This window comes from Serratia marcescens (assembly GCF_001902635.1).
Classification (GTDB): domain Bacteria; phylum Pseudomonadota; class Gammaproteobacteria; order Enterobacterales; family Enterobacteriaceae; genus Serratia; species Serratia marcescens_F.
In genome coordinates, this window is sequence record NZ_MJAO01000004.1 from 249,274 (window position 1) to 272,053 (window position 22,780).

Below are 22,780 nucleotides of genomic sequence, written 5' to 3' on the forward strand. Positions count from 1 at the left end.
TGACCTGAATCGCGGGCGAAACGGCAGTGAAATTTGCCCGGTGAGATAAGGCCGAAGTCGGTTTTGTGAGAGTCGAAATATGCCAAAGGTAGGAATGCAGCCAATCAGAAGGCAGCAGTTGATTGATGCCACGCTCGCCGCGGTAAACGAAGTGGGAATGCATGACGCCACCATCGCGCAGATCGCGCGGCGGGCCGGCGTTTCCAACGGCATCATCAGCCATTACTTCAAGGACAAGAACGGCCTGCTGGAAGCTACGATGCGCTATCTGATCAGCCATCTGGGTGAGGCGGTGAAGCTGCGGTTGCAGGCGCTGACCGATAACAGCCCGGCGGCGCGGCTGCAGGCCATCGTCGCCGGCAACTTCGACGACAGCCAGATCAACAGCGCGGCGATGAAAACCTGGCTGGCCTTTTGGGCCAGCAGTTTGCACCAGCCGCAGCTCAACCGGCTGCAGCAGGTGAACGGCCGCCGGCTCTATTCCAACCTGTGTGCCGAATTTCGCCGCGTCATGCCGCAACCGCAGGCGCGGTTGGCGGCCAAGGGGCTGGCGGCGCTGATCGACGGGCTGTGGCTGCGCAGCGCGCTGCGCGGTTCGGCGTTCAATCAGGCGCAGGCGCTGGCGCTCACGACCGAATACATCACGTTTCAACTCCGGGGGCAGACGCCGCCCGGAGGATAACCCAAGGAGATCCTATGTCCCGTTTTGGCTTGCAGAAGCTCTATATTCATGGCGCCTATGTAGACAGCACCGCTGGAAAAACCTTCAACGCCATTAACCCGGCGAACGGCGAAGTTCTGGCCGAAGTCCAGTCAGCCGGTGCTGAAGACGTCGATCGTGCGGTGGCCAGCGCGGCCAGCGGGCAGAAGGTGTGGGCGGCGATGACGGCGATGACGCGTTCGCGCATCCTGCGCCGCGCGGTGGATATTCTGCGCGAGCGCAACGATGAGCTGGCGGCGCTGGAAACGCTGGATACCGGCAAGGCGATGTCGGAAACCACCGCGGTGGACATCGTCACCGGCGCCGACGTGCTGGAGTATTATGCCGGCCTGATCCCGGCCATTGAAGGCGAACAGATCCCGCTGCGCGAAACCTCATTCGTTTACACCCGTCGCGAACCGCTGGGCGTGGTGGCCGGTATCGGCGCCTGGAACTACCCGATTCAAATCGCGCTGTGGAAGTCCGCGCCGGCGCTGGCGGCGGGCAACGCGATGATCTTCAAGCCGAGCGAGGTCACGTCGTTGACGGCGCTGAAGCTGGCGGAAATTTATACCGAAGCCGGCTTGCCGGACGGCGTCTTCAACGTGGTGACCGGCAGCGGCGCGGAGGTGGGGCAGTACCTGACCGACCATCCGGGCATCGCCAAAGTCTCTTTCACCGGCGGGGTGAAAACCGGCAAGAAGGTGATGGCCAACGCGTCGGGGTCGACGCTGAAAGAAGTCACCATGGAGCTGGGCGGCAAGTCGCCGCTGATTATCTTCGACGACGCCGATCTGGATCGCGCCGCCGATATCGCCATGATGGCCAACTTCTACAGCTCCGGCCAGGTGTGCACCAACGGCACCCGCGTCTTCGTGCCGGCGGCGCTGCAGGCGCAGTTTGAGGCGAAAATCCTCGCGCGCGTGAAGCGCATTCGCCTCGGCGACCCGACCGATCCGCAGACCAACTTCGGGCCGCTGGTCAGTTTCGCGCACATGGAGTCGGTGCTGCGCTTTATCGAGAGCGGCAAGAACAGCGGCGCCCGCCTGCTGTGCGGCGGTGAACGCGTCACCCACGGCGAATTTGGCAAGGGCGCTTATGTGGCGCCGACGGTGTTCAGCGACTGCCGCGACGACATGGAAATCGTGCGCGAGGAGATCTTCGGGCCGGTGATGAGCATCCTCAGTTACCAGAGCGAAGAGGAAGTGGTGCGCCGTGCTAACGACACTACTTTCGGCCTGGCCGCCGGCGTGGTGACCAACGATCTGGCCCGCGCACACCGCGTGATCCATCAGCTGGAAGCCGGCATTTGCTGGATCAACACCTGGGGCGAGTCGGCGGCAGAAATGCCGGTCGGCGGCTACAAGCAGTCCGGCGTTGGCCGCGAGAACGGCCTGACCACGCTGGAGCACTACACCCAGATCAAATCGGTGCAGGTCGAGCTGGGCGAATACGCCTCGGTATTTTAACTCTCCCCGTCGTCTTTCAAGCTACAGCGTTGTTGGCTGCGAGCGCAGACCCCAGTCACTTACTTGAGTAAGCTCCTGGGGCTCTGCGCCCTTGCCCCCTGGCTGTAACTCGAAATCCATAGGGGATATATCCTTTTTTGCATCCAAAACTGCCTTGATATATTCAGCATGCGGAATTCAAGCCATTCGCATCATTCAGGCATATGAATATTTAGGAGATAATGAATGGAATTTGACTACATCATTATCGGTGCCGGTTCCGCCGGCAACGTGTTAGCCACCCGATTGACCGAGGACGCCGACGTCAGCGTTCTGCTGCTGGAAGCCGGCGGCCCGGACTACCGGATGGATTTCCGTACCCAGATGCCGGCCGCGCTGGCGTTTCCGCTGCAGGGCCGCCGCTATAACTGGGCGTATGAAACCGATCCTGAGCCGCACATGAACAATCGCCGGATGGAATGCGGCCGCGGCAAAGGGCTGGGCGGTTCGTCCCTGATCAACGGCATGTGCTACATTCGCGGCAACGCGATGGACTTCGATAACTGGGCCAAGGCGCCGGGCCTGGAAGACTGGAGCTATCTGGACTGCCTGCCGTATTTCCGCAAGGCGGAAACCCGCGATATTGGCCCGAACGACTATCACGGCGGCGAGGGCCCGGTGAGCGTCACCACGCCGAAAGCCGGTAACAACGAACTGTTCCACGCCATGGTGGAAGCCGGCGTGCAGGCAGGTTACCCGCGCACTGACGATCTGAACGGTTACCAACAAGAAGGCTTCGGCCCGATGGATCGCACCGTGACGCCGAAAGGGCGCCGCGCCAGCACCGCCCGCGGTTATCTGGATCAGGCGCGTTCGCGGCCGAACCTGAAAATCGTCACCCATGCGCTGACCGACCATATCGTGTTCGACGGCAAGCGTGCGGTGGGCGTCAACTATTTGCAGGGCGACAGCAATCAGCTGACCCATGCCAAAGCGCGGCGCGAAGTGCTGCTGTGCGCCGGCGCCATCGCCTCGCCGCAGATCCTGCAGCGTTCGGGCGTCGGCCCGGCGGCGCTGCTGAACAGCCTGGATATCAACGTGGTGCACGATCTGCCGGGCGTCGGGGAAAACCTGCAGGATCACCTGGAGATGTACCTGCAATACGCCTGTAAGAAACCGGTGTCGCTGTACCCGGCGCTGCAATGGTTCAACCAGCCGAAGATCGGCGCGGAATGGCTGTTCAACGGCACCGGCATCGGTGCCAGCAACCAGTTCGAGGCCGGCGGCTTCATCCGCAGCCGCGCAGAGTTCGCCTGGCCGAATATTCAGTATCACTTCCTGCCGGTGGCGATTAACTACAACGGCAGCAACGCGGTGAAAGAGCACGGCTTCCAGGCGCACGTCGGCTCGATGCGTTCGCCGAGCCGCGGCCGGGTGCAGGTGAAGTCGAAAGATCCGCGCCAGCACCCGAGCATTCTGTTCAACTACATGGCGACCGAGCAGGACTGGCAGGAGTTCCGCGACGCGATCCGCATTACGCGCGAGATCATGGCGCAGCCGGCCCTGGACGAGTACCGCGGCCGCGAGATAAGCCCGGGGCCGGAGGTGCAGACCGACGAACAGTTGGACGCTTTCGTGCGCGAGCACGCCGAAACCGCCTTCCACCCGTCCTGCTCATGCAAGATGGGCGAGGATGAGATGGCGGTGGTCGACGGGCAGGGCCGGGTACACGGCATGGAGGGATTGCGGGTGGTAGATGCGTCGATCATGCCGCTGATCATCACCGGCAACCTGAACGCCACCACCATCATGATCGCCGAGAAGTTAGCCGACCGCATTCGCCGGCGTGCACCGCTGCCGCGCAGCACCGCCGACTATTACGTCGCCGGCGATGCACCGGTGCGCCAGCAGTAACCGACACGCCCTCTCGCCGTTGAGGGGGAGGGCCGCCGTAGCAAGCAACCCCTCTCCATATGCTCTTCCCCAAGGCGAGGGGGCAACTCTCTTTTATCCCTTATCCCATCATGCCGCCGGCAGCGAGATCGCCTGATCGAAACTGTTGGGTGTCGCCATGCGCCACATGCGGGCGTAGAACTCGCTTTTGATCTCCGGTTGCAGCAGCGCGTCCGGCTCCAGGTAGTAATAGATATCGGCGTACACTTTGATCTCGGTCGGCGTGATGCGGCGCAGCATATGGTGCGCGGTCAGCTGTTCCGGGCGGCTGACGCCGGCCGCCGCCAGCATGTCCGCCAGCGCTTTCACCGTATTTTGATGGAAGTGGTAGACGCGCTCCGCCTTGTTCGGCACCACCAGCGCCTTTTGCCGCAGCGGATCTTGCGTCGCCACGCCGGTCGGGCAGTGGTTGGTGTGGCAGCTTTGCGACTGGATGCAGCCGACGGCGAACATAAAGCCGCGCGCCGAATTCACCCAGTCGGCGCCGAGCACCAGCACGCTGGCGATGTCGAACGCGCTGATGATCTTGCCGCTGGCGCCTACCTTGATTTGGTCGCGCAGGCCGCAGCCCACCAGCGTGTTATGCACGAACAGCAGCCCTTCGCGCAGCGGCATCCCCATGTAGTTGGAGAGCTCGAGCGGCGCGGCGCCGGTGCCGCCTTCCTTACCGTCCACCACGATGAAATCCGGCAGGATGCGGGTGTGCAGCATCGCCTTGACGATGGCGACGAACTCCCACGGATGGCCGATGCACAGCTTGAAACCGACCGGCTTGCCGCCTGACAGCTCGCGCAGCTGCCGGATGAAATGCATCATTTCCAGCGGGGTGGTGAAGGCGCTGTGCGAAGCCGGCGAGATGCAATCGACGCCTTCCGGCACGCCACGGGTGGCGGCGATTTCCGCATCCACCTTTTTGGCCGGCAGAATGCCGCCGTGGCCGGGTTTGGCCCCCTGGCTGAGCTTGATTTCAATCATTTTCACCTGTGGGCTCTGCGCCTGTTCGGCAAAGCGTCGCGGATCGAAACGGCCGTCGGCGGTGCGGCAGCCGAAATAGCCGCTGCCCAGTTCCCACACCAGATCGCCGTTGTTTTCACGGTGGTAGCGGCTGATGCTGCCCTCGCCGGTGTCGTGGTAAAAGTTGCCCTTGGCCGCGCCGAGGTTAAGCGCGCGAATGGCGTTGGCGGAAAGCGCGCCGAAGCTCATGGCGGAGATATTGAAGATCGACGCGGAGTAGGGTTGGCGGCAATCGGCGCCGCCGATGGCGACGCGGAAACTGGTGGGATCGGCGGCTTCCACCGGCCGCATGGAGTGGCCGATGCACTCATAGCCGGTTTGGTACACGTCCAGCAGGGTGCCAAATGGTTTGTCGCCCATTTCGTTTTTCGCCCGGCGATACACCAGCGTGCGCTGGGTGCGTGAAAATGGGATCTCTTCATTGTCCTGCTCGAGGAAATATTGGCGCAGCTCCGGCCGGATGAATTCGAAGAAGAAGCGCAGACGGCCGATGATCGGGTAGTTGCGGCAGATGGCGTGGCGTTGCTGCGTGAGATCGTAGATCCCCAGCACCATCAGGCAGCCGCAGGCCAGAGCTGGCAGCCAGAACCACGGATGGTTGCGCATCATGATCAAGAAAATCAGGGTGAGCAAGATGCTCAGCACAAAGCAGGTATAGCGGCTGAATAAGGACGACTTCATAACATCTCCTGATGTTTATTTTAATCCACACGACATGGCTCACGGATAGTCCGTGAGCGAATCGTAGCCAACAGGAGAGGATGTTGTGTGTCTGTTGCTGCTTTGTCGCCGGTTGTTACATTAATTTAACGTGGCGAAGGGGGCTGCTTGTTGCGCGGCGTACCGCGCAACAAGCCAGGCCGTTTTATTTGCCGGCGACGAAGATGGTGCTCATGCTGCGCAGCCGCAGCTTTTTCATCGCGCTGTATTTTTGCGAGAAGATGGTTTTCGGGTGTGTGCCGCGTTTCTCCGCAATATGCAGCAGGCTGTCGCCGCGCAGCAGATTGAAGATGACGTCGCTTTCCGCCGGGCTGAGCTCGCGGGTTTTCTGCACCTTGATGCCGCCCGGCTCTTTGCTTTCCAACAGCCGCTGGATTTTTTCCTGCAGCGAATAAAGCGGGATGCGGGTGGAGACCAACTCGACGGAAATCCCCAGGATCGACAGCAGTTTTACCACGCGCTCATCGTCATAGAACACCAGCAGGCGCGTCTTGCTGTTGTATTGCTGGTGCAGGGACACCAGGCTTTCTATCACGTTGACGCTCTGTTCCAGGTTCTGCGAGGTGAAAATCAGCGCGATATCGTGCTTGGTGATCTTCTCTGCTTTGGCGCCGCCGTGCATGAAATCGGAAAACAGGCGGATATCGTACGCGCCGTAGTGTTTCTTCAGCAGCACCGACAGGCCAACATAGCTGTACTTACACTCACTAATCACAAGAACGTTGTTTTTAGACATAGGGCAAACACCAATACCGAGTTAAAAGTATTCAGCTGTAAGAAGCGAGTTCAAATCCTTGATGCTGGATTCCTTCCACAGCTTTCCCTGCAGTGCGTAATATGGCATTTCGTCCAGCCATTTCTTGTGTTCGGGAGTTTCAACTCCTTCGATAATTACCTTGTAATGATTAAGGTAAAAGAAGCGCAGTAAAGCGCGCATCAAGCCCTCGCCGCCGGACTTTTTCATAAAGTCCCAAAGCAAGAAACGATCGAGCTTAACGAAGCGGAACTGGCTGTTATACAACGCGGAAAAACCCGCGTAACCAGAACCAAAATCATCGAGCCAAAATGAATAACTATTCAATGAAGGATCGCCGTGCACGCGATCTTTCACCAGCCGGGTTGAATTCTCGCTGATCTCAAAATGAATACAGCGCATGGCATTAATTCTTTCGGCAAAGTGACTATTCGCCAGCGATTGCAAGGAATAATCATCGACATTCAAAGTGGCTATCACTTGGTTTTCATGAAACCAGTGTTTGTATTTATCGATCAGATTGATCTGATCCATCAGAATCTCAATCCGGGTTGCGCTGTCGGCGTGGCGAAAGAACTGCTCAGGTGAAAAATGGGCGTATTCACTATTAAACGTAAAGCGAGAAAGGCATTCAACGGCCAGCAATTGTCCCGATTTCGCGAACATTGGCTGAAAAACATAATTAATGCCGTTATTTTTCTCTCTGAAAGAACCGCTCATTTCCCAATCCTTGGATTGATATTTAACTTATTGATTTTAAATGATTAAAAAGAAAGTTACTCCAGGTTTATTGGTAAATTTCTTATTTAATGCGACAGAATGGCCGAAGGGGACCGACAGACCATTTAACGCGTAATTTGTGCCAAAGTCCAAACGTCGCAATCTGTTACTAAATGTTAATATCCGGGATAATATTCTGATTTTCAGGCCTTAACGCAAAATCTTGAACTCTGCAGCTTTCCCAAACACAGATTATTCCTATTCATATGAATCGTCAACATCGATCGATAGGTATCCGCCGATAGTTTATTCCTATCAAGAGGGGGCTTATGAATGTTTTAAACGATTTAACATTAAGAATATGCTTAGTCTATATTTCGTCCGGCAATGGATTCATCGGGCTTCATTCCTGACAAGGAGTAGCATCGCTGAATGTACTTTATAAGCGTATTAATTCATCGAGAGTCTAAATATGAAAATCTCTAAACTGTCTGCTGTATTGGCATTGGCTGTAAGCACCGCTGCTATTTCTTCTTTCTCTGCTCAAGCTGCTGACGGTACTATTACTTTCAACGGTAAAGTGACTGACCAAACTTGTACTATCAGCACCCCAGGCGGTAAAGATTTCACCGTAACTCTGCCAACTGTTTCTGCTTCTACTCTGGCAGCTCAGAGCGCAACTGCTGGCCGTACTCCGTTCGCGATCAACCTGACCAAATGCTCTAAAGGCCAGGTAGCTACTTATTTCGAACCGGGCGCTACTGTTGATTTCAATACTGGCCGTCTGAATAACCAGGCGCAGACTGACGCTGCAACTAACGTGCAGATTCAGCTGCTGGGCAGCAACAACCAATTCCTGCCTATCCTGGCTGCTGGTGCTAATGGCGCGCAGAATAACTCCCAGTGGGTTACCGTTGCTAACGAAGGCGACTCTGCTGACCTGAACTACTACGCTGAATACTACGCTACCAACGCTGCCGGCGCTGGTGATGTGACTTCTAGCGTTCAGTACACCATCATTTACCAGTAAGTAATATTTCTTTAAGTAATATTCTTATTCGGGTGGGGGAGTCATGCCCCCACCGTTTTCCCTTACCGTAGCGATAAGATAATGAAGAACTCATTTAAAAAATACAGCATATTGCTGAGCGCCATGCTTTTCAGCAGCAGCGTTTTTTCCAGTGTCATTATTAACGGTACTCGTATTATTTATCCGGGAAAGCAACGGGAAGTTACCGTCCAATTATCAAATAATGGTGCTTCACCGGCACTTATTCAGTCTTGGATTGATGAAGGCGACGCAAAAACCACACCAGAAAACAGCAAAGCGCCATTTATCGTTTCACCGCCAATCAGCCGTGTTGAACCGGCTACCGGCCAAGCGCTGCGTGTTTCATTGACCACGGCGAGTTTGCCGCAAGACAAAGAATCCTTGTTCTGGTTGAACGTACTGGAGATCCCGCCAGCACCAACCGGGGCTAACAATGGCGCACCTGAAAACTTTTTACAGGTGGCATTCCGTACCCGCGTAAAACTGCTGTACCGGCCGACCGGCCTGGCGGGAGAAGCGAATGATGCACCGGAAAAACTGCAGTGGCGCTTCAGCGCTGCGGGCGTCAGCGTGAAAAACCCAACGCCGTACTATGTGTCGTTTACCGAGATTAATGCCGTCGTAAATCAAAAACGTGTGCCGTTGGCCCCGCACGGCGACATGCTGGCGCCTGGACAGGAAAAAACGTTGTCCTTCTCCGGTGACAGCTCGCGCATTGCTGATATTGCTTACACCACCATTAATGATTTTGGCGGACGCGTGTCCCGTACTAAGAATAAGCAAAAGTAACTCTTGGAACAGAGCCTCAGGCCCAGAGCAATTTATTTCAGAGGGCGAGCTTAATTTGGTAAAGGAATGCTTTATATGAAAGAGTTACCTATCTCTGCCGCTGTTAAACTGGCGCTGTCAAATTATAAATCGATTCTGCTGTTAACCGGCAGCGCGCTCTGTCTGGTGGCCCCTGCGGCGTCCTGGGCGGAGGGTGGTGCCGATAGCACGAAGCCGGCGGCACCGGTTGAAGCGACCTTTAACAGCAGCTTCCTGATTGGGGAAGCGCAGGGCGTGGATCTTTCACGCTTCCGTGATGGTAACCCGATCTTGGCGGGAAAATATTCGCTCGACGTGTATGTGAACGGCGAGTGGAAAGGCAAAAAAAGCGTCGACTTTAAAAACGTGCCGGGCAAAAACAGCGCTGATACCTGTTTTACCCTGCTGTCGTTGGATGAGTTCGGTGTGGATACCGCCACAATGAGCGGGGATCCTGCGGTGAATACCGAGACGTGCAAAACGCTGGCTCAGTGGGTGCCGGAAGCCTATTACCGTTTGGACACCAGTACGCTGCGCATGGACATCAGCATCCCTCAGGCGGCGCTGCGCCGCAGCGCTCGCGGCTATGTCGATCCACGCTTCTGGGATCGCGGCATTACCGCCGGCAGCCTGTCGTACAACTTCAATGCGTTCAATACGCACAGCTCCGCCAACGGCAGCAATAATGATTCAACGAATGCCTATTTAACGTTGAACGCCGGGCTGAACGTGGCCGGTTGGCAGCTGCGTCACGATTCCAACGTGAACTGGCGCTCTAACGACAGCACCCATTGGCAAAACACCGCGACTTACGCGCAGCGGGCAATGCCGTCTATCCGCGGCATGCTGACGTTGGGCGACAGTTACACCAGCGGTGATTTCTTCAACTCCATCGGTTTTCGCGGCGTGCAGATCGCCACGGACGATCGCATGCTGCCTGATTCCTTGAACGGGTATGCGCCGGTTGTGCGTGGGGTCGCGCAAAGCAACGCCCTGGTGGAAGTACGCCAGAATAACCAGCTGATCTACCAAACTACCGTTGCGCCGGGCGAGTTCATCATCAACGATCTCTACCCTACGGGTTACGGCGGCGATCTGAATGTCACCATTAACGAGGCCGACGGCAGCAAACGCCAGTTCAGCGTTCCCTACGCTTCGGTAGCGCAGATGCTTCGTCCGGGCATTCAGCGTTATGCCATCACTGCGGGTCGAGTACGCGATGATAATTTAAGCAAGGAACCCGACATGTTCCAGGCGACTTATCAGCGCGGTTTTACCAACATTCTTACGGGATACACGGGCGGGATCGCCAGTGATGGCTATGGCGCAGTGCTGGTGGGCAGCGCGGTTGCGACACCGGTCGGTGCATTTGCACTGGACGTGACGCAGTCCCATACCCGCCTGAAGCAGGGCGATCAGTCAGGCCAGAGTTATAAGCTCAGCTATAGCAAGTTGATGACCGAAACCAATACCAACTTCTCTATCGCCGCTTATCGCTATTCGACCTCCGGCTACCTTTCTTTGCAGGATGCCGTCTATTCCCGTGACAATGAACGCAAGGGATTGAGCGCAGATGCGGTTAACCGCCAGCGCAGCGAATACCAGCTGACGCTGAACCAAGGGTTGGGCGACAATTACGGTTCCTTGTACATCACCGGCTCGGTACGCGATTACTGGAACCGCGGCGGGAGCACCAAGCAGTACCAGGTGGGGTATAACAACTATTACGGCCGCGTGACCTATGGCCTTTCCGCCATGCGCACCTCGGATATGTACAACCGCGATGAGACGCGTTATTACCTGACGCTGTCGATTCCATTCAGCGTCGGTTCGCAGACCCTGAGCCTGAACAGTTCACTGGGTTATACCGACCACGGTTACGACAGCAGCCGCTTGGGCTTGAACGGTTCAACCGGCGAAGACAACAACATCAGCTATAGCGCCACGTTGGCCAACGATCGCTCCGGCGGCACCAACAGCAGCGTGAGCGGTGAATACCGCAGCCGTTTCGCCACGATGAACGGGTCCTACAGCTATGGTAAAGATTACCGTCAGTCGTCGATCGGCGCATCGGGCAGCGTCGTTGCCCATAGCGGCGGCGTCACGCTGACACCGCAACGCGGGCAGACCATGGTGCTGGTGGAGGCGCCGGACGCCGCCGGCGCGATTGTGACCAACTCGCCAGGCGTGCGTATCGACGATAACGGTTATGCCGTGGTTCCTTATGTGGCGCCATATCGCATGACGAGCGTAACGCTCGATCCGAGCGGCATGTCGCGCGACGTTGAATTAGAAAGCAGCAGCCAACAGGTTGCACCTTATGCCGGCGCGATTACCCGGTTGGAATTCAAGACAACGAAAGGCCAGGCATTGATCATTCATGCCCTCGGCCCTGATGGCAACGCGTTGCCGTTTGGCGCCGAAGTGCTGGATACCCGTAATCAGGTGGTCGGCATTGTTGGGCAGGGCAGCCGCATCTACTTGCGTACCGAAGCTCAGAAAGGTTTGTTGCAGATTAAGTGGGGCACACAGCCAACGCAGCAGTGCTCTGTCAGCTACAGCGCCAAGGCGCAGAGCAATAATACTGACTACGAAATTATTGAAGCGAGTTGCAAATGATAAACTTTACGCGTGTTCCATCGCTGAATAAAACGCCAGCGAAATGCCTGATGCTGCTCGGCCTGCTGATGGCAGGCGGCCAGAGCGCTTATGCCGCCTGCTTCGTCAATAATGGCTACAGGGCGCAGGTGATCAACATGAAGCTTGGGCGCGTGCTGGTTACGCCAAGCAGCCAGGTTGGCGATACCCTGGTCACCGGTCAGTTCAATATCAACCCGGTCACTGGTTATGGCCGTTGTTATAGTGGCGGCAGTGCGATTGGGCAGATCCTCCAGGGCAGCCGGACGAGCTTCAACAATGTGTGGAGTACCAATATTCCAGGCATCGGGATTCGCTTATACCGTGAAGCGGGGACGGTAAGTAATTATTATCCCCACACCTTGCCGCTGCGCGGTAATACCACCGTCAACCTGAACGGCGGTTATTTCAAGATCGACATTGTGAAAACCGCCGCGCAAACCGGCACCGGGCAACTGGTCCCCGGCAAGTACACCACTTACTATATGGATGGTTCCGGCCCGAGTTTGCCGATGCTGGAATCGATCGTCGACGCCAACAGCCTGACGATCGTCACATCGACGTGTAACGTGGACAGCGGTTCCAAGAACAAGGTGGTTAATCTGGATACCGTCACCGCTGCCTCGTTTGGTGGCGTAGGTTCAACGCAGGGCGAAAAGGCGTTTGATATCAATATCAATTGCGTTGGCGGCGTTGGCGAGGATCTGTGGCCAGGCAGTGCAGGGCAAGGGATCGTCAATGTGCGTTTTGACTACACGCAGGATGCTTCCAATGCACCTGGGGTGATCAAATCCGAACCTGGTGCCAACACCGCATCCGGCGTTGCCGTCCAGCTGTTGACCGGCAATACGACCCAGCCGATCAAGAATGGCGATGCGGTCAATGCCGGACGCACCATTCCTAACCAGGCCAATACGTTAACGTTGCCGCTGAAGGCGCGTTACTATCGCACCGGCTCGACGATTAAAGGCGGCAATATCAAATCGACCGCCACCTTTACCATCGAGTACAACTAAGTCGCGTTCAGACGAAAAAGCCAATGGGGTTACCCATTGGCTTTTTTTCGTTACCGCTTAACGCAACCCCATCCAGCTGGTGCAGACGCCTTCCGGCGGCTTGCCTGCATACCAACGAGACAGCGTGGGGGCATCGTGGCGCGGTTCGGCCTCCACCTCTACCGGCTGCGCCGGCCATTCCGCGACGTCCCAGCGGGTGGTGCGGCGATAGACCGCCGGGGTTTTGCCAAACTGTTTCTTGAAGGCGCGTGAGAACGAAGGCTGAGAGTCGAAGTGGTATTGCAGGGCGATATCCAGGATCGGGCGCGGGCTGGAACGCAGCGCCTGTGCCGCCTGCGAAAGGCGCCGCTCGCGGATATAGCTGCCGAGCGCGTGGCCGGTGGTGCTGCGGAACATGCGCTGCAGGTGCCATTTGGAGTAGCCCGACTTGGCGGCGACGTTATCCAGCAGCAGCGGCTGGTCCAGATGAGTTTCAATCCAGTCTAGTAAATCGTGAATGATATTGACGCGATCCATGGTTTTAGTTCTCCCGCAAAAACGACATTCAGGTCACAGTGACTTAGCTTAATTATCCAAGAATATGCTTTGATAATAGGCGTGAGTGCGCCGTTACGCAAGGGTAAACCGGGGGTAAAAAGGTGGCCAAAAATGCTCTTTGAACGGCAGGGGGATAAAAGAAAGGCCGCATAAAGCGGCCTTTTCAGCAGGAAACGAGTGGAAAATCAGTTAGTTTCCGGCTTCACTTCAATGTAGTTCAGACCCAGTACGCTGCTGGTGTAGCCGCGGATCTTGTTGGTCATCTCGATATCGCCGTTCAGCTTGTGGCCGTAGGACGGGATGATCTCTTTCAGCTTGCTCTGCCATTCCGGCGTCGCCACTTTGTCTTTGAACACGGTTTCCATCAGGTGCAGCATGATTGGCGCCGCGGTGGAAGCACCCGGCGAAGCGCCCAGCAGAGCGGCGATGCTGCCGTCTTCAGAGCTGACGACTTCGGTACCGAACTGCAGCACGCCGCCTTTATCCGCGTCTTTCTTGATGATCTGTACGCGCTGGCCTGCGGTCCACAGCTTCCAGTCTTCCTGCTTGGCGTCCGGGAAGTACTCTTTCAGCGCGGCGAAGCGGTCGTCGTCGTTCATCATCAGCTGGCCGACCAGGTATTTCACCAGATCGAAGTTATCCAGACCGACGTGGGTCATCGGCATCAGGTTCGAGGTGCTCAGCGAGTGCAGCAAATCGAACAGCGAACCGTTCTTCAGGAACTTGCTGGAGAAGGTGGCGAACGGCCCGAACAGCAGCACGCGCTTGCCGTCCAGCATGCGGGTATCCAGGTGCGGTACGGACATCGGCGGTGAACCTACGCTGGCCAGGCCATACACTTTGGCCAGGTGCTGGTTGGCGATCGCCGGGTTGGTGGTGACCAGGAACTGGCCGCCGACCGGGAAGCCGCCGTAGCCGTCGGCTTCAGGGATGCCGGATTTCTGCAGCAGGGTCAGGGACGCGCCGCCTGCGCCGATGAACACGAACTTGGCGTTAACGGTGGTTTCTTTACCGTCGCGGTTCAGATCGGCAACGGTCACGCTCCAGGTCTGGTCGGCGTTGCGCTTGATGTCGCGCACTTCATGGCTCAGGTTCAGCTTGAACTTGTCGCTGGTGCTCAGTGCGTCAACCAGCTGGTGGGTGATCACGCCGAAGTTGACGTCGGTACCCAGCGGCATGCGGGTCGCGGCGATTTTCTGCGCCGGATCGCGGCCGTTCATCACCAGCGGCGCCCACTGTTTGATTTGCGCAGGGTCTTCGGAGTATTCCATGCCGCGGAACAGGGTGCTGTGTTGCAGCGCCGCGTAGCGTTTACGCAGGAAGTTGACGTTGTCGTCACCCCACACGAAGCTCATGTGCGGCACGCTGTTAATGAAGGATTTCGGATCTTTCAGGACATCGTTCTTCACCTGATAAGACCAGAACTGGCGGGAGATTTCGAAAGACTCGTTGACCTTCACCGCTTTGCTGATGTCGATGGTGCCATCGGCTTTTTCCGGCGTGTAGTTCATTTCGCTGAAGGCGGAGTGGCCGGTACCGGCGTTGTTCCAGCCGTTGGAGCTCTCTTCCGCCACGCCGTTCATGCGCTCGTACATGTCGATGGTCCAGGTCGGCTCCAGCTCATGCAGGTAGGTGCCCAAGGTGGCGCTCATGATGCCGCCGCCGATCAACACCACGTCGACGGTTTTATTCTTCTCTTCTGCCGCTGCCTGCTGCGTAACGCTAAACAGGCTGAGACTGAAAATCAGGACGAGTAATTTTCTCATTGAATTAAATCTCTTGTGTGTAAATTCTACTCATTGCAGGTGAAAGAATTTAGCGGGAGTTACCCTGGAAAATAATGAAGCCGACCGCCCGGCGTGAGCCGATAGGCAGCGATAATGCCTTTTTGTTAATAGGGTTTTTAACGAAAAGTGAACTATTGCAGGCCGTCCGGATGCAAATTGATCGGTTCACGTTACTGGCGGGGTATTATTGTTTGCGAGAATGTTAAAAACTACTTTTGTAACTAAAAAAAATGAATATAAGCAAAAAACGGCCGGTTGTTGTCGCAGGAATAAACAGAGAGGGGAAAAGGGCCGTATAACCGCGTTATTTCCAAGGGTTAATTGTCGCGCAATTAAACGCTATTTCGCTATCACACAATAATTGCGGTTAAATTGCAAATACGCATCGGTAACCAATAATAAATGGCCGCCGTCGCGGGCGGCCATCGTTCAGAAGGCGGTTACTTGATGCCCATCGCATCGCGCATGGTGAAGAACAGATCGGTCTGATCGGTCAACCCTACCACGTTGGCGGCGTGCGGGCCGTAGGCCGCGACGCGCAGCTGGGTGCCGGTGTGCCCCTGTGATTCCTCTTCCGAGTTACCGTAGCTGAGGGTCATCGGCGCGCCATCTTTGGTGGTCAAGGTCTGGGTCAGGCCTGGCGCTTTGGCGTCGGCGGCGACGATCTGGCTGGAGTGCGCGTGGTCGGCGGTGACGATCACCAGCGTGTTGCCGTCGGCGCGGGCGAAGGCCAGCGCTTTTTGCACTGCCTCGTCCAGATCGACGGTTTCACCAATCTGCCCGCACGGGTTGGCGGCGTGATCCTGCTTATCGATCGATGCGCCTTCTACCTGCAAGAAGAAGCCGTTCGGGTTGTCTTTCAACAGCGCGATGGCTTTTTCGGTCATCGCCGCCAGCGTCGGCGTGGCGGCAGTGCGCGCCGGGTTGTTTTCGCAGGTTACCGCCGGTTTGTCGAGGTTGCCATGATAGCTGGCTTTCGGCCCCAGCCAGCGCACCGGCATGTTGCCGTCGGCGAACAGCCCCAGCAGCGGTTTTTGCTGGTTGGCCAGGGTAACGGCCTGCAATTCATCGGCATTGCTCACCCACTGGTAACCCTGCGCGGCGGCCTGGTCTTTCAGTGATTTTCCTTGCCATTCGCCGCTTTTCGCCAGCTGATTGAAGGATTTCGCACCGCCGCCCAGCGTGACGTCGGCGCGGGTTTTCAGCAGTTGTTCGGTGATGGAGCCGCGGCCGCCGTTTTCCAGCGCGTTAGCGGCGCATTTTTCGCTGGTCTCCTCCGGACCGTAGCATTTGCGCGAGGTGACGTGCGACACCAGCGCCGCCGGCGTGGCGTCCTGCAGTTCGGCGGTGGAGACGTTGCCGGTGGCTTTGCCGGCCGCCTTGGCGATCTCCAGCAGCGTTGGCTGGTCTTTGCCGTTCACGTCCACGCCGAGCGCGCCATTATAGGTTTTCACCCCGGTGGCCCAGGCAGTGGCGGAGGCGGCGGAGTCGGTCACGTAATCCGGTTTGTGGGTTTTCTTGTCCAGCGAGTAGTGGGTGTATTGCCCGGTCAGCGGCAGGGCGTCGATGCCCTTGAAGTAACCGCCTGCACCTTCGGCGTAGTTACGCGCGGCGGTGATCTCGGAATCCCCCATGCCGTCGCCGATCAGCAGGATCACGTTTTTCACCGTTTTGTCCGACAGCGACGCCTGCAGCGCGGCGGTCTGATCGCCGGCCAGGCGGCGCGCGCCGCCCGGTTCGACGAGGTTGCCGCGCGCGGCGCGTTCGGTCAGGCCATCGGCCTTGGCCGAGGTTTCCGCCGCGATGGCGGAGGAACAGAGCAGGGCGGACAGCACGGCGCCGGCGATCAGGGATACAGCAGGTTGCATGGGGTAAGCTCCTTGTCGTAATACAACAATGTAAATAACATCAAATTGTTACGTAAGGAGAGTAGAGCAGAGGGATGACAATTTTATTACAGCGTGAAAGACGGGACGGCCCGGCGGCCATCCCGTTGACGATCAGGCGTCGCGCGCCGGGATAGCGAGCCCGCGCTGCACCGCCGGCCGCGCCAGACCGCGCTCCAGCCACTGCGCGACGCGCGGGAAGCGGTCGAATTCCACCAGCTCGCGCGCCTCATAGAAACCGATCAGATTGCGCACCCAACCCAGCAGCGAGATATCGGCGATGGTGTAGTCCGCGCCCATGATCCAGTCGCGGCCTTCAAGACGCGTTTCCAGCACGCCGAGCAGGCGTTTCGATTCGTTCTTGTAGCGCTCCAGCGGCCTTTTGTCTTCATACTCGCGCCCGGCGAATTTATGGAAGAAACCGAGCTGGCCGAACATCGGGCCGACCGCCGCCATCTGGAAGAACACCCACTGGATAGTTTCGTAGCGCTGCGCCGGATCCTGCGGCAGGAAACGGCCGCTCTTTTCCGCCAGGTAGAGCAGAATAGCGCCGGACTCGAACAGCGGGAGCGGCCGGCCGCCGGGGCCGTCGGGATCGATGATCGCCGGGATCTTGCCGTTCGGGTTCAGCGCCAGGAATTCCGGCGTCCAGGTTTCGTTGTTGCCGATGTCGATCAGGTGCGCTTCATAGGGCAGGCCGATCTCTTCCAGCATGATGGACACTTTGACGCCGTTCGGCGTCGGCAGAGAATAGAGCTGCAGCCGTTCCGGATGCTGAGCCGGCCAGCGTTTGACGATCGGGAATTGGGTGGAATCGAGCATGGAAACTCCTCGGGTTGGCGGGGTCGCTTAAGCGTACCCCTTGAGTATTGCAGTAAAGCTACTCCGCCGCCGGGTTATACCGTGAGCTCAAAATGTGCGGCCAGCGCTTTTTTACCGGCGGGGGTCAGCTGTAGCTCGCGGCTGTCGAGCCGGCGGACGATCCAGCCGCGCTTGATAAAGGCGGCCAACAGCGCGGCGCCCAGCGCGCCGCCGAGGTGAGAGCGGCGTTCGCTCCAGTCCAGGCAGCCGCAGGCGAAGCGGCGGCGGGTGGGTGCGGGGGAACAATCGACGCCCAACCGCGCCAGCGCGGCCTGACCGGCATCGCTTAACCGGTAGTCTTCCTCGCCGGTTAGCCAGTTCAGCGCATGCAGCCGGTCGTGCAGCTTCACCGCCACCTCGCCCGCCATATGGTCGTAGCAGGTGCGGGCATACTGCAGCGAAGTGGGCGTGCTGCTTTTCACCGATGCGCGCGGCATGCCCGCCAGCGCCATCAGGCCCTCCAGCGCTTCGGCCACCGGCTGACCGGCCAGCCGGAAATAGCGATAGCGCCCCTGTTTGACGCAGGCGACCAGCCGCTGTTCCAGCAGTTTCGCCAGATGCGCGCTGGCGGTGGACGGCGCGACCTCGACCACCGCGCTGAGTTCGGTGGCAGTATAGGCGCGCTCGTCCATCAACAGGCACAGCATACGCGCCCGGGTGCGGTCGGCGATGGCGGCGCTCAGCGCCGCTAAACGATCTTCTATGTCGATGTTATGCATACTTCGAGGTTAGACGAAGTATGACCGTGCGTCCATCGCTAGCATGCGGTTATCGCCATCTGGCAACGAGGGAGAAAACCATGTCCGTATGTCCTTACGCCGCCGCGCTCGCCGCCGAGCCGCAGGCCCAATATCGCACCCTGCCGCCCCTGAGCTGGGATAGCGCATGGCAGTGTTGGGTGGCCGCAACGCCGCAGGTGGTACGAGAAGCTTTGCTCAATGCCGATCTCGGCGTGCGGCCGGCCGATGAGCCGGTACCGGCGGCCTTGCTGGAGACGCCGATGGCGCCGCTGTTCGCCGGGCTGGCGCGGATGCGCGACGGCGAGGATCACCACACGCTTAAGGCGGCGCTGCAGCGGGCGTTGGCTTCCTGCGACGATACCCTGATTCAGCAAACCGCGGCACAGTGCGCGGCGCGGTTAGCGCCGTCTGCGTCCGCGGCGGCGGCGATCACCCGCTTTAACTACGGATTGCCGGTTTGCACCCTTGGCGCATTGTTGGGCGTGCCCGATGCGCAGTGGCAACGCCTGATCGACGACAGCCTGGACTTCGTCCGATGTATCGCGCCCGGCGGTACGCCGCCGCAGCTGGCGCGCGGTATCTCGGCGGCGCAGCGGCTCTGCGCCCGGTTGGCGGCGGGGAATGGCGTGCTGCGCAAAGCATTGGCGCGGGAAATTGGCGACGCCCGGCTTGAGTTGGCCAATGCGCTCGGCCTGTTGTTTCAGGCCTGCGAGGCGACGGCGGGCTGGATCGGGCAGGCATTTTTGCTGGCGCGGCAGGGCGGTGAAGTGGACACCGCCCTGGATCGGGTGCGGGCGCTAACGCCGCCGATCCAAAACACGCGCCGTTTTGTCTTGCGCGAGACGCAGCTTGCCGGTTGCACGCTGCGCGTGGGGCAGACCGTCTTGCTGTTGCTCGGCACCGATGGCGAACTGGCGTTCGGCGCGGGGGCGCACCGTTGCCCGGGCGAACGCTGGGCGAGGATTATCGCGCGCTGCGGCGTCGCGCATCTGTGTTCGCTGGATATTGATGAGCGGGCGTTGAAACAGGTGCAGTGGCGCAGTTCGCACAATGCGCGCGTACCTGAATTTTACCGTTGAGAGGAGACGATGATGATCGCCGTGATTTTTGAACTGCAGGCCGCCGACGGGCGGCGCGATACCTACCTGGCGCTGGCGGCGGAGCTGAAGCCGCTGCTGGCGCAGATCGACGGATTCATTTCCATCGAGCGCTTTCAAAGCCTGGCCGATCCTGCGCGCCTGCTGTCGCTCTCTTTTTGGCGCGACGAAGCGGCGGTGCAGCAGTGGCGCAATCTCGAGCAGCACCGAGCGGCGCAGGCGCGCGGCCGCGGCGAAGTGCTGGCGCAGTATCGGCTGCGGGTGGCGGAGGTGGTGCGGGACTACGGGCTGGATCGGCGTGAACAGGTGCCGCAGGATAGCCGTGGCTATCACCGCACCTGAAGAAAGCCCGCCGGTGGCGCAATGCCGCTCACTTAAGCCTGAGTGGCATTTTTTTATCCAGCCTCTGGGCATTCTGTGCAGGGGAATTGCCGTAAAAACCCCGAATTTCTCTGTTACTGCAATGAACGGCAATTGAAGGGGCCGCGCCTTCGGCCCCTGGCTCGGTCGAGGTGCGTGAGCCACATGTGGCATCTCGCTTTTATCGGCCGAAAACTTCACGAACACCTGCGTAAAAACGCTAACTGACCAGCATTACGCCAGCGGCGGGCTTTCGTCGTCCGTTATTTCGCTTCGCTGCCCACTTTCATTGCCCCGGCGTAGCGGGCGCCCATCCCCCAGGCGGCGCCGTGGTCGCGGGCGATCTGCAATACGTCTCCCGCCGTAGCTTTGCGGCTCCAGTCCTGCTGCCATTCCAGCATCAACGCCACCCAGTTGATGGGCGTGGCGCCCGCCTGTATCAGGCGTTGCATGGCGTTGTTTTGGCTGTCTGGCGTAATGTCGCCGGTGACGTCCGACAGGATATAAACCTCATATCCCTCGCCCAGGGCGGACAGCGCCGGCAGCATCACGCAGCTGGCGGTCCACAGCCCGCCGATGATGATTTTCTTGCGGCCGGATTGTTTGATCAGATCCACCACGCGCCGATCCTGCCAGACGTTGATGGCGGTGCGGTCGTACACCTGCAGGTCCGGGCGTGCCTGCGTCACCTGCTGGAATACCGGCCCGGCGAAGCTTTTGGCGTTGGCCGAGGCCAGAATGGTCGGCACGTTGAACACCTTGGCGGCCTTGGCGATGCCGGCGGCGTTATTCACCAGGTTGGTTTGATCGATAGAGGAAATGGTCATGCCGAACATGTCCTGCAGATCGACCAGCAGCAACAGGCTGTTCTCGGCGGTCAGCGGCTGCACATAACCCGCCTGGCGGCTGTCGGCGGCGGGGGATTGCGCCAGCGCGGCGACGGGGGCGGTGGCGGCGCTCAGGCCGAGCATCAGGGCGAATAAGGTCTTTTTCATTATTAACTCCATGATTATCAGTAGATTAAATTCACTTTCCACTCAGGGAAGCGGTTGAATAAAGTCTACTGAGGTTGTTGGGGTTAATAATCTGTGTTTTATTGAATTTATAATTAACCATTAGGACATAATATGGACGTGCTACTGACGATGCGTGCCTTTCGCCGCGTGGTTGAGCGCAACAGTTTCTATAAGGCGGCGGAGGATCTGGCGATCACGCCGGCGGCGTTGAGCAAGCAGATTAAGCAGTTGGAAAACCGGTTGGGTACGCTGTTGCTGGTGCGCACCACCCGCAGTATGAGCCTGACCGAAGCCGGGCAGCTCTATTACCAGGAAGCCTGTCGGTTGCTCGGCGAGTTCGACGCGCTGGAGCAGACGGTTGCCGCCAGTGCGCAGCAGGTCTCCGGCACGCTGCGGGTCAATGCGCCGCTCTCGTTCGGCCTGACGGTGCTGTCGCCGCTGCTGCCGCCGTTTATGCAACGCTACCCGCAGCTGCAGGTGGAACTGACGCTGGACGACAGGGTATTGGACATAGTGGCGGCCGGTTTCGATATTTCCTTGCGTATTCGCCGACGGCTGCCGGATTCTTCCCTCAGCGCCCGGGCACTGGGTGAAGTGCACCAGCGAATTTGCGCCGCGCCCGGCTATTTGGCGCAGCACGGCGTGCCGCAAACGCCGAATGACTTGCCGCGGCACAGCTGTCTGGCCTATTCCCTGGCGGAAAGGCCGGGGCAGTGGCAGTTCACCGCTGGCGAGGAGAGCCTGAGCGTGACGTTCACTCCCCGGTTGATCGCCAACAACAGCCTGATGCTGCGGGATATGCTGGTGGCGGGATTGGGCATCGGTTCGCTGCCGTCGTTCGTGGCGGATCCCGAGATCGCCGCCGGCAGGCTGGTGCGGTTGTTCCCTGAACAGATTGCCGAAGTGCATCAGGTCTTCGCGGTTTACCCGACGCGCCGGCATGTGCAGCAGAAAGTGAGTTTATTCACCGAGTTTGTGCGAGAACAGGGATTGATGACGGCGAATTGACAACGGCGCACGGTTGTCATATTCATTAGCTATGAAAAAATCTTACCGCCCATTCGCGCAAATTATTATCACCATGCTTCGTGTGGTGGGATAGCGCGTGTGTCGCCAATAAAAAACCCGCCGGCAAGGCGGGTTTTTTTATCCCCTTCCGGCAACGACCGGAGAACGTCATGAAAACCTACCCTGCAGTTTTACACCTGATGTGCGGCAAGGCTGGCGCAGGCAAATCGACGCTGGCGCAGCGTTTGGCGCAGCAACCGCAAACGCTGTTGTTGGTCGAAGATGCGTGGCTGGCGACGCTGTATGAACAGGAGATGGCCAGCCTGCAAGACTATGCGCGCTGTTCAGAACGGTTGCGGCGGGCGCTGGGCGGGCACCTCGTTCAGCTGCTGCACGGCGGCTGGTCCGTGGCGCTCGATTTCCCGATGAATACGCCGGACAGGCGGCGCTGGGCCAAAGCGTTGGCGGAGGAGGCCGGCGTCGCACACTGCCTGCACTTTCTCGACCTCAGCCATGCGCAGTGCCTGAGCCGGATAACGCTGAGAAACGCGCGCGGCGAGCACCCGTTTACACTGAGCGAAGCGGAGTTTGAGCGCCTGGCACAGTACTTTGTTCCCCCGGCGGAAGAGGAAAGGATGACCGTCTTGCGTTATGGCGAACAGGACTGA

The 22,780-nt window shown here is 58.6% G+C and carries 20 protein-coding genes; 11 read left to right on the top strand and 9 right to left on the bottom strand.

The genetic code is table 11. The annotated features are described in order from the left end of the window. Positions 1–79 precede the first annotated feature (79 nt). From betI to betA, 3 genes are all read left to right on the top strand, one after another. Entirely contained in the window at positions 80–682 is a 603-nt protein-coding gene (gene betI / locus BHU62_RS05775; protein ID WP_004939107.1) for a transcriptional regulator BetI, read from the top strand. 14 nt (positions 683–696) lie between these two features. Continuing rightward, complete coding sequence (gene betB / locus BHU62_RS05780; protein WP_073529621.1) at positions 697–2,169, top strand: betaine-aldehyde dehydrogenase; 1,473 nt, start codon at positions 697–699, stop codon at positions 2,167–2,169. A gap of 225 nt (positions 2,170–2,394) precedes the next feature. Further along, entirely contained in the window at positions 2,395–4,062 is a 1,668-nt protein-coding gene (gene betA / locus BHU62_RS05785; protein WP_073529622.1) for a choline dehydrogenase, read from the top strand. 108 nt (positions 4,063–4,170) lie between these two features. Here betA and BHU62_RS05790 read toward each other — a convergent pair whose 3' ends face one another. The 3 genes from BHU62_RS05790 to BHU62_RS05800 all read right to left on the bottom strand — a co-directional run bounded on the left by BHU62_RS05790 (position 4,171) and on the right by BHU62_RS05800 (position 7,309). Continuing rightward, entirely contained in the window at positions 4,171–5,796 is a 1,626-nt protein-coding gene (locus tag BHU62_RS05790) for an FMN-binding glutamate synthase family protein (RefSeq protein WP_073529623.1), read from the bottom strand. Between the two features lie 184 nt (positions 5,797–5,980). Then, positions 5,981–6,571 (bottom strand): LuxR family transcriptional regulator, encoded by a 591-nt coding sequence (locus BHU62_RS05795; protein WP_049198960.1) that lies wholly within the window; start codon positions 6,569–6,571, stop codon positions 5,981–5,983. A gap of 21 nt (positions 6,572–6,592) precedes the next feature. Further along, positions 6,593–7,309, bottom strand: coding sequence for an EAL domain-containing protein (locus BHU62_RS05800; RefSeq protein WP_073529624.1), 717 nt, complete (start codon positions 7,307–7,309; stop codon positions 6,593–6,595). 472 nt (positions 7,310–7,781) lie between these two features. Here BHU62_RS05800 and BHU62_RS05805 point away from each other — a divergent pair, with 472 nt between their 5' ends. The 4 genes from BHU62_RS05805 (at position 7,782) to BHU62_RS05820 (ending at position 12,820) form a co-directional block, all read left to right on the top strand. After that, the gene (locus BHU62_RS05805; RefSeq protein ID WP_073529625.1) at positions 7,782–8,339 is read left to right on the top strand and encodes a fimbrial protein; all 558 of its coding nucleotides are present in this window, start codon (positions 7,782–7,784) and stop codon (positions 8,337–8,339) included. Between the two features lie 81 nt (positions 8,340–8,420). After that, positions 8,421–9,149, top strand: a complete 729-nt coding sequence (locus BHU62_RS05810) for a molecular chaperone (protein WP_073529626.1) — start codon at positions 8,421–8,423, stop codon at positions 9,147–9,149. A 75-nt stretch (positions 9,150–9,224) separates the two neighbouring features. Next, a complete protein-coding gene (locus tag BHU62_RS05815) occupies positions 9,225–11,786 on the top strand; it encodes a fimbria/pilus outer membrane usher protein (RefSeq protein ID WP_073529627.1) in 2,562 nt (853 codons plus the stop codon). Beyond that, on the top strand, positions 11,783–12,820 hold the full coding sequence (locus tag BHU62_RS05820) for a fimbrial protein (protein WP_073529628.1): 1,038 nt from the start codon (positions 11,783–11,785) through the stop codon (positions 12,818–12,820). The genes BHU62_RS05815 and BHU62_RS05820 overlap by 4 nt, the downstream gene beginning before the upstream one ends. 57 nt (positions 12,821–12,877) lie before the next feature. On the opposite strand, the gene BHU62_RS05825 is transcribed toward BHU62_RS05820, so the two are convergent. The 5 genes from BHU62_RS05825 to BHU62_RS05845 all read right to left on the bottom strand — a co-directional run bounded on the left by BHU62_RS05825 (position 12,878) and on the right by BHU62_RS05845 (position 18,610). Then, positions 12,878–13,336, bottom strand: a complete 459-nt coding sequence (locus BHU62_RS05825; protein WP_073529629.1) for a helix-turn-helix domain-containing protein — start codon at positions 13,334–13,336, stop codon at positions 12,878–12,880. A 206-nt stretch (positions 13,337–13,542) separates the two neighbouring features. Then, positions 13,543–15,123, bottom strand: coding sequence for a malate:quinone oxidoreductase (locus tag BHU62_RS05830; RefSeq protein ID WP_073529630.1), 1,581 nt, complete (start codon positions 15,121–15,123; stop codon positions 13,543–13,545). A 461-nt stretch (positions 15,124–15,584) separates the two neighbouring features. Further along, positions 15,585–17,012, bottom strand: a complete 1,428-nt coding sequence (phoA, locus tag BHU62_RS05835) for an alkaline phosphatase (RefSeq protein WP_073529631.1) — start codon at positions 17,010–17,012, stop codon at positions 15,585–15,587. Positions 17,013–17,144: 132 nt separating this feature from the next. Further along, positions 17,145–17,852, bottom strand: a complete 708-nt coding sequence (locus BHU62_RS05840; RefSeq protein WP_073529632.1) for a glutathione S-transferase N-terminal domain-containing protein — start codon at positions 17,850–17,852, stop codon at positions 17,145–17,147. Between the two features lie 74 nt (positions 17,853–17,926). After that, positions 17,927–18,610, bottom strand: a complete 684-nt coding sequence (locus BHU62_RS05845) for an ArsR/SmtB family transcription factor (RefSeq protein ID WP_073529633.1) — start codon at positions 18,608–18,610, stop codon at positions 17,927–17,929. An 80-nt stretch (positions 18,611–18,690) separates the two neighbouring features. Between BHU62_RS05845 and BHU62_RS05850 the strand changes: the two genes are divergently transcribed. Further along, the gene (locus tag BHU62_RS05850) at positions 18,691–19,710 is read left to right on the top strand and encodes a cytochrome P450 (protein ID WP_073529634.1); all 1,020 of its coding nucleotides are present in this window, start codon (positions 18,691–18,693) and stop codon (positions 19,708–19,710) included. A gap of 12 nt (positions 19,711–19,722) precedes the next feature. After that, complete coding sequence (locus BHU62_RS05855) at positions 19,723–20,070, top strand: antibiotic biosynthesis monooxygenase family protein (protein WP_073529635.1); 348 nt, start codon at positions 19,723–19,725, stop codon at positions 20,068–20,070. 281 nt (positions 20,071–20,351) lie between these two features. Here BHU62_RS05855 and BHU62_RS05860 read toward each other — a convergent pair whose 3' ends face one another. Beyond that, on the bottom strand, positions 20,352–21,083 hold the full coding sequence (locus BHU62_RS05860; RefSeq protein WP_073529636.1) for an isochorismatase family protein: 732 nt from the start codon (positions 21,081–21,083) through the stop codon (positions 20,352–20,354). Between the two features lie 132 nt (positions 21,084–21,215). Here BHU62_RS05860 and BHU62_RS05865 point away from each other — a divergent pair, with 132 nt between their 5' ends. Both BHU62_RS05865 and BHU62_RS05870 read left to right on the top strand, forming a co-directional pair. Further along, positions 21,216–22,112 (top strand): LysR family transcriptional regulator, encoded by an 897-nt coding sequence (locus BHU62_RS05865; RefSeq protein WP_073529637.1) that lies wholly within the window; start codon positions 21,216–21,218, stop codon positions 22,110–22,112. 170 nt (positions 22,113–22,282) lie between these two features. Beyond that, a complete protein-coding gene (locus BHU62_RS05870; RefSeq protein ID WP_073529638.1) occupies positions 22,283–22,780 on the top strand; it encodes an AAA family ATPase in 498 nt (165 codons plus the stop codon).

Coding starts and splice junctions, on each gene's coding strand:
- BHU62_RS05815 (WP_073529627.1), top strand. CDS start 9,225: ATGAAAGAGTTACCTATCTCTGCCGCTGTTAAACTGGCGCTGTCAAAT.
- betI (WP_004939107.1), top strand. CDS start 80: ATGCCAAAGGTAGGAATGCAGCCAATCAGAAGGCAGCAGTTGATTGAT.
- BHU62_RS05845 (WP_073529633.1), bottom strand. CDS start 18,610: ATGCATAACATCGACATAGAAGATCGTTTAGCGGCGCTGAGCGCCGCC.
- BHU62_RS05800 (WP_073529624.1), bottom strand. CDS start 7,309: ATGAGCGGTTCTTTCAGAGAGAAAAATAACGGCATTAATTATGTTTTT.
- BHU62_RS05840 (WP_073529632.1), bottom strand. CDS start 17,852: ATGCTCGATTCCACCCAATTCCCGATCGTCAAACGCTGGCCGGCTCAG.
- betB (WP_073529621.1), top strand. CDS start 697: ATGTCCCGTTTTGGCTTGCAGAAGCTCTATATTCATGGCGCCTATGTA.
- BHU62_RS05860 (WP_073529636.1), bottom strand. CDS start 21,083: ATGAAAAAGACCTTATTCGCCCTGATGCTCGGCCTGAGCGCCGCCACC.
- BHU62_RS05805 (WP_073529625.1), top strand. CDS start 7,782: ATGAAAATCTCTAAACTGTCTGCTGTATTGGCATTGGCTGTAAGCACC.
- BHU62_RS05790 (WP_073529623.1), bottom strand. CDS start 5,796: ATGAAGTCGTCCTTATTCAGCCGCTATACCTGCTTTGTGCTGAGCATC.
- BHU62_RS05870 (WP_073529638.1), top strand. CDS start 22,283: ATGAAAACCTACCCTGCAGTTTTACACCTGATGTGCGGCAAGGCTGGC.
- BHU62_RS05820 (WP_073529628.1), top strand. CDS start 11,783: ATGATAAACTTTACGCGTGTTCCATCGCTGAATAAAACGCCAGCGAAA.
- BHU62_RS05865 (WP_073529637.1), top strand. CDS start 21,216: ATGGACGTGCTACTGACGATGCGTGCCTTTCGCCGCGTGGTTGAGCGC.
- phoA (WP_073529631.1), bottom strand. CDS start 17,012: ATGCAACCTGCTGTATCCCTGATCGCCGGCGCCGTGCTGTCCGCCCTG.
- BHU62_RS05810 (WP_073529626.1), top strand. CDS start 8,421: ATGAAGAACTCATTTAAAAAATACAGCATATTGCTGAGCGCCATGCTT.
- BHU62_RS05825 (WP_073529629.1), bottom strand. CDS start 13,336: ATGGATCGCGTCAATATCATTCACGATTTACTAGACTGGATTGAAACT.
- betA (WP_073529622.1), top strand. CDS start 2,395: ATGGAATTTGACTACATCATTATCGGTGCCGGTTCCGCCGGCAACGTG.
- BHU62_RS05855 (WP_073529635.1), top strand. CDS start 19,723: ATGATCGCCGTGATTTTTGAACTGCAGGCCGCCGACGGGCGGCGCGAT.
- BHU62_RS05795 (WP_049198960.1), bottom strand. CDS start 6,571: ATGTCTAAAAACAACGTTCTTGTGATTAGTGAGTGTAAGTACAGCTAT.
- BHU62_RS05830 (WP_073529630.1), bottom strand. CDS start 15,123: ATGAGAAAATTACTCGTCCTGATTTTCAGTCTCAGCCTGTTTAGCGTT.
- BHU62_RS05850 (WP_073529634.1), top strand. CDS start 18,691: ATGTCCGTATGTCCTTACGCCGCCGCGCTCGCCGCCGAGCCGCAGGCC.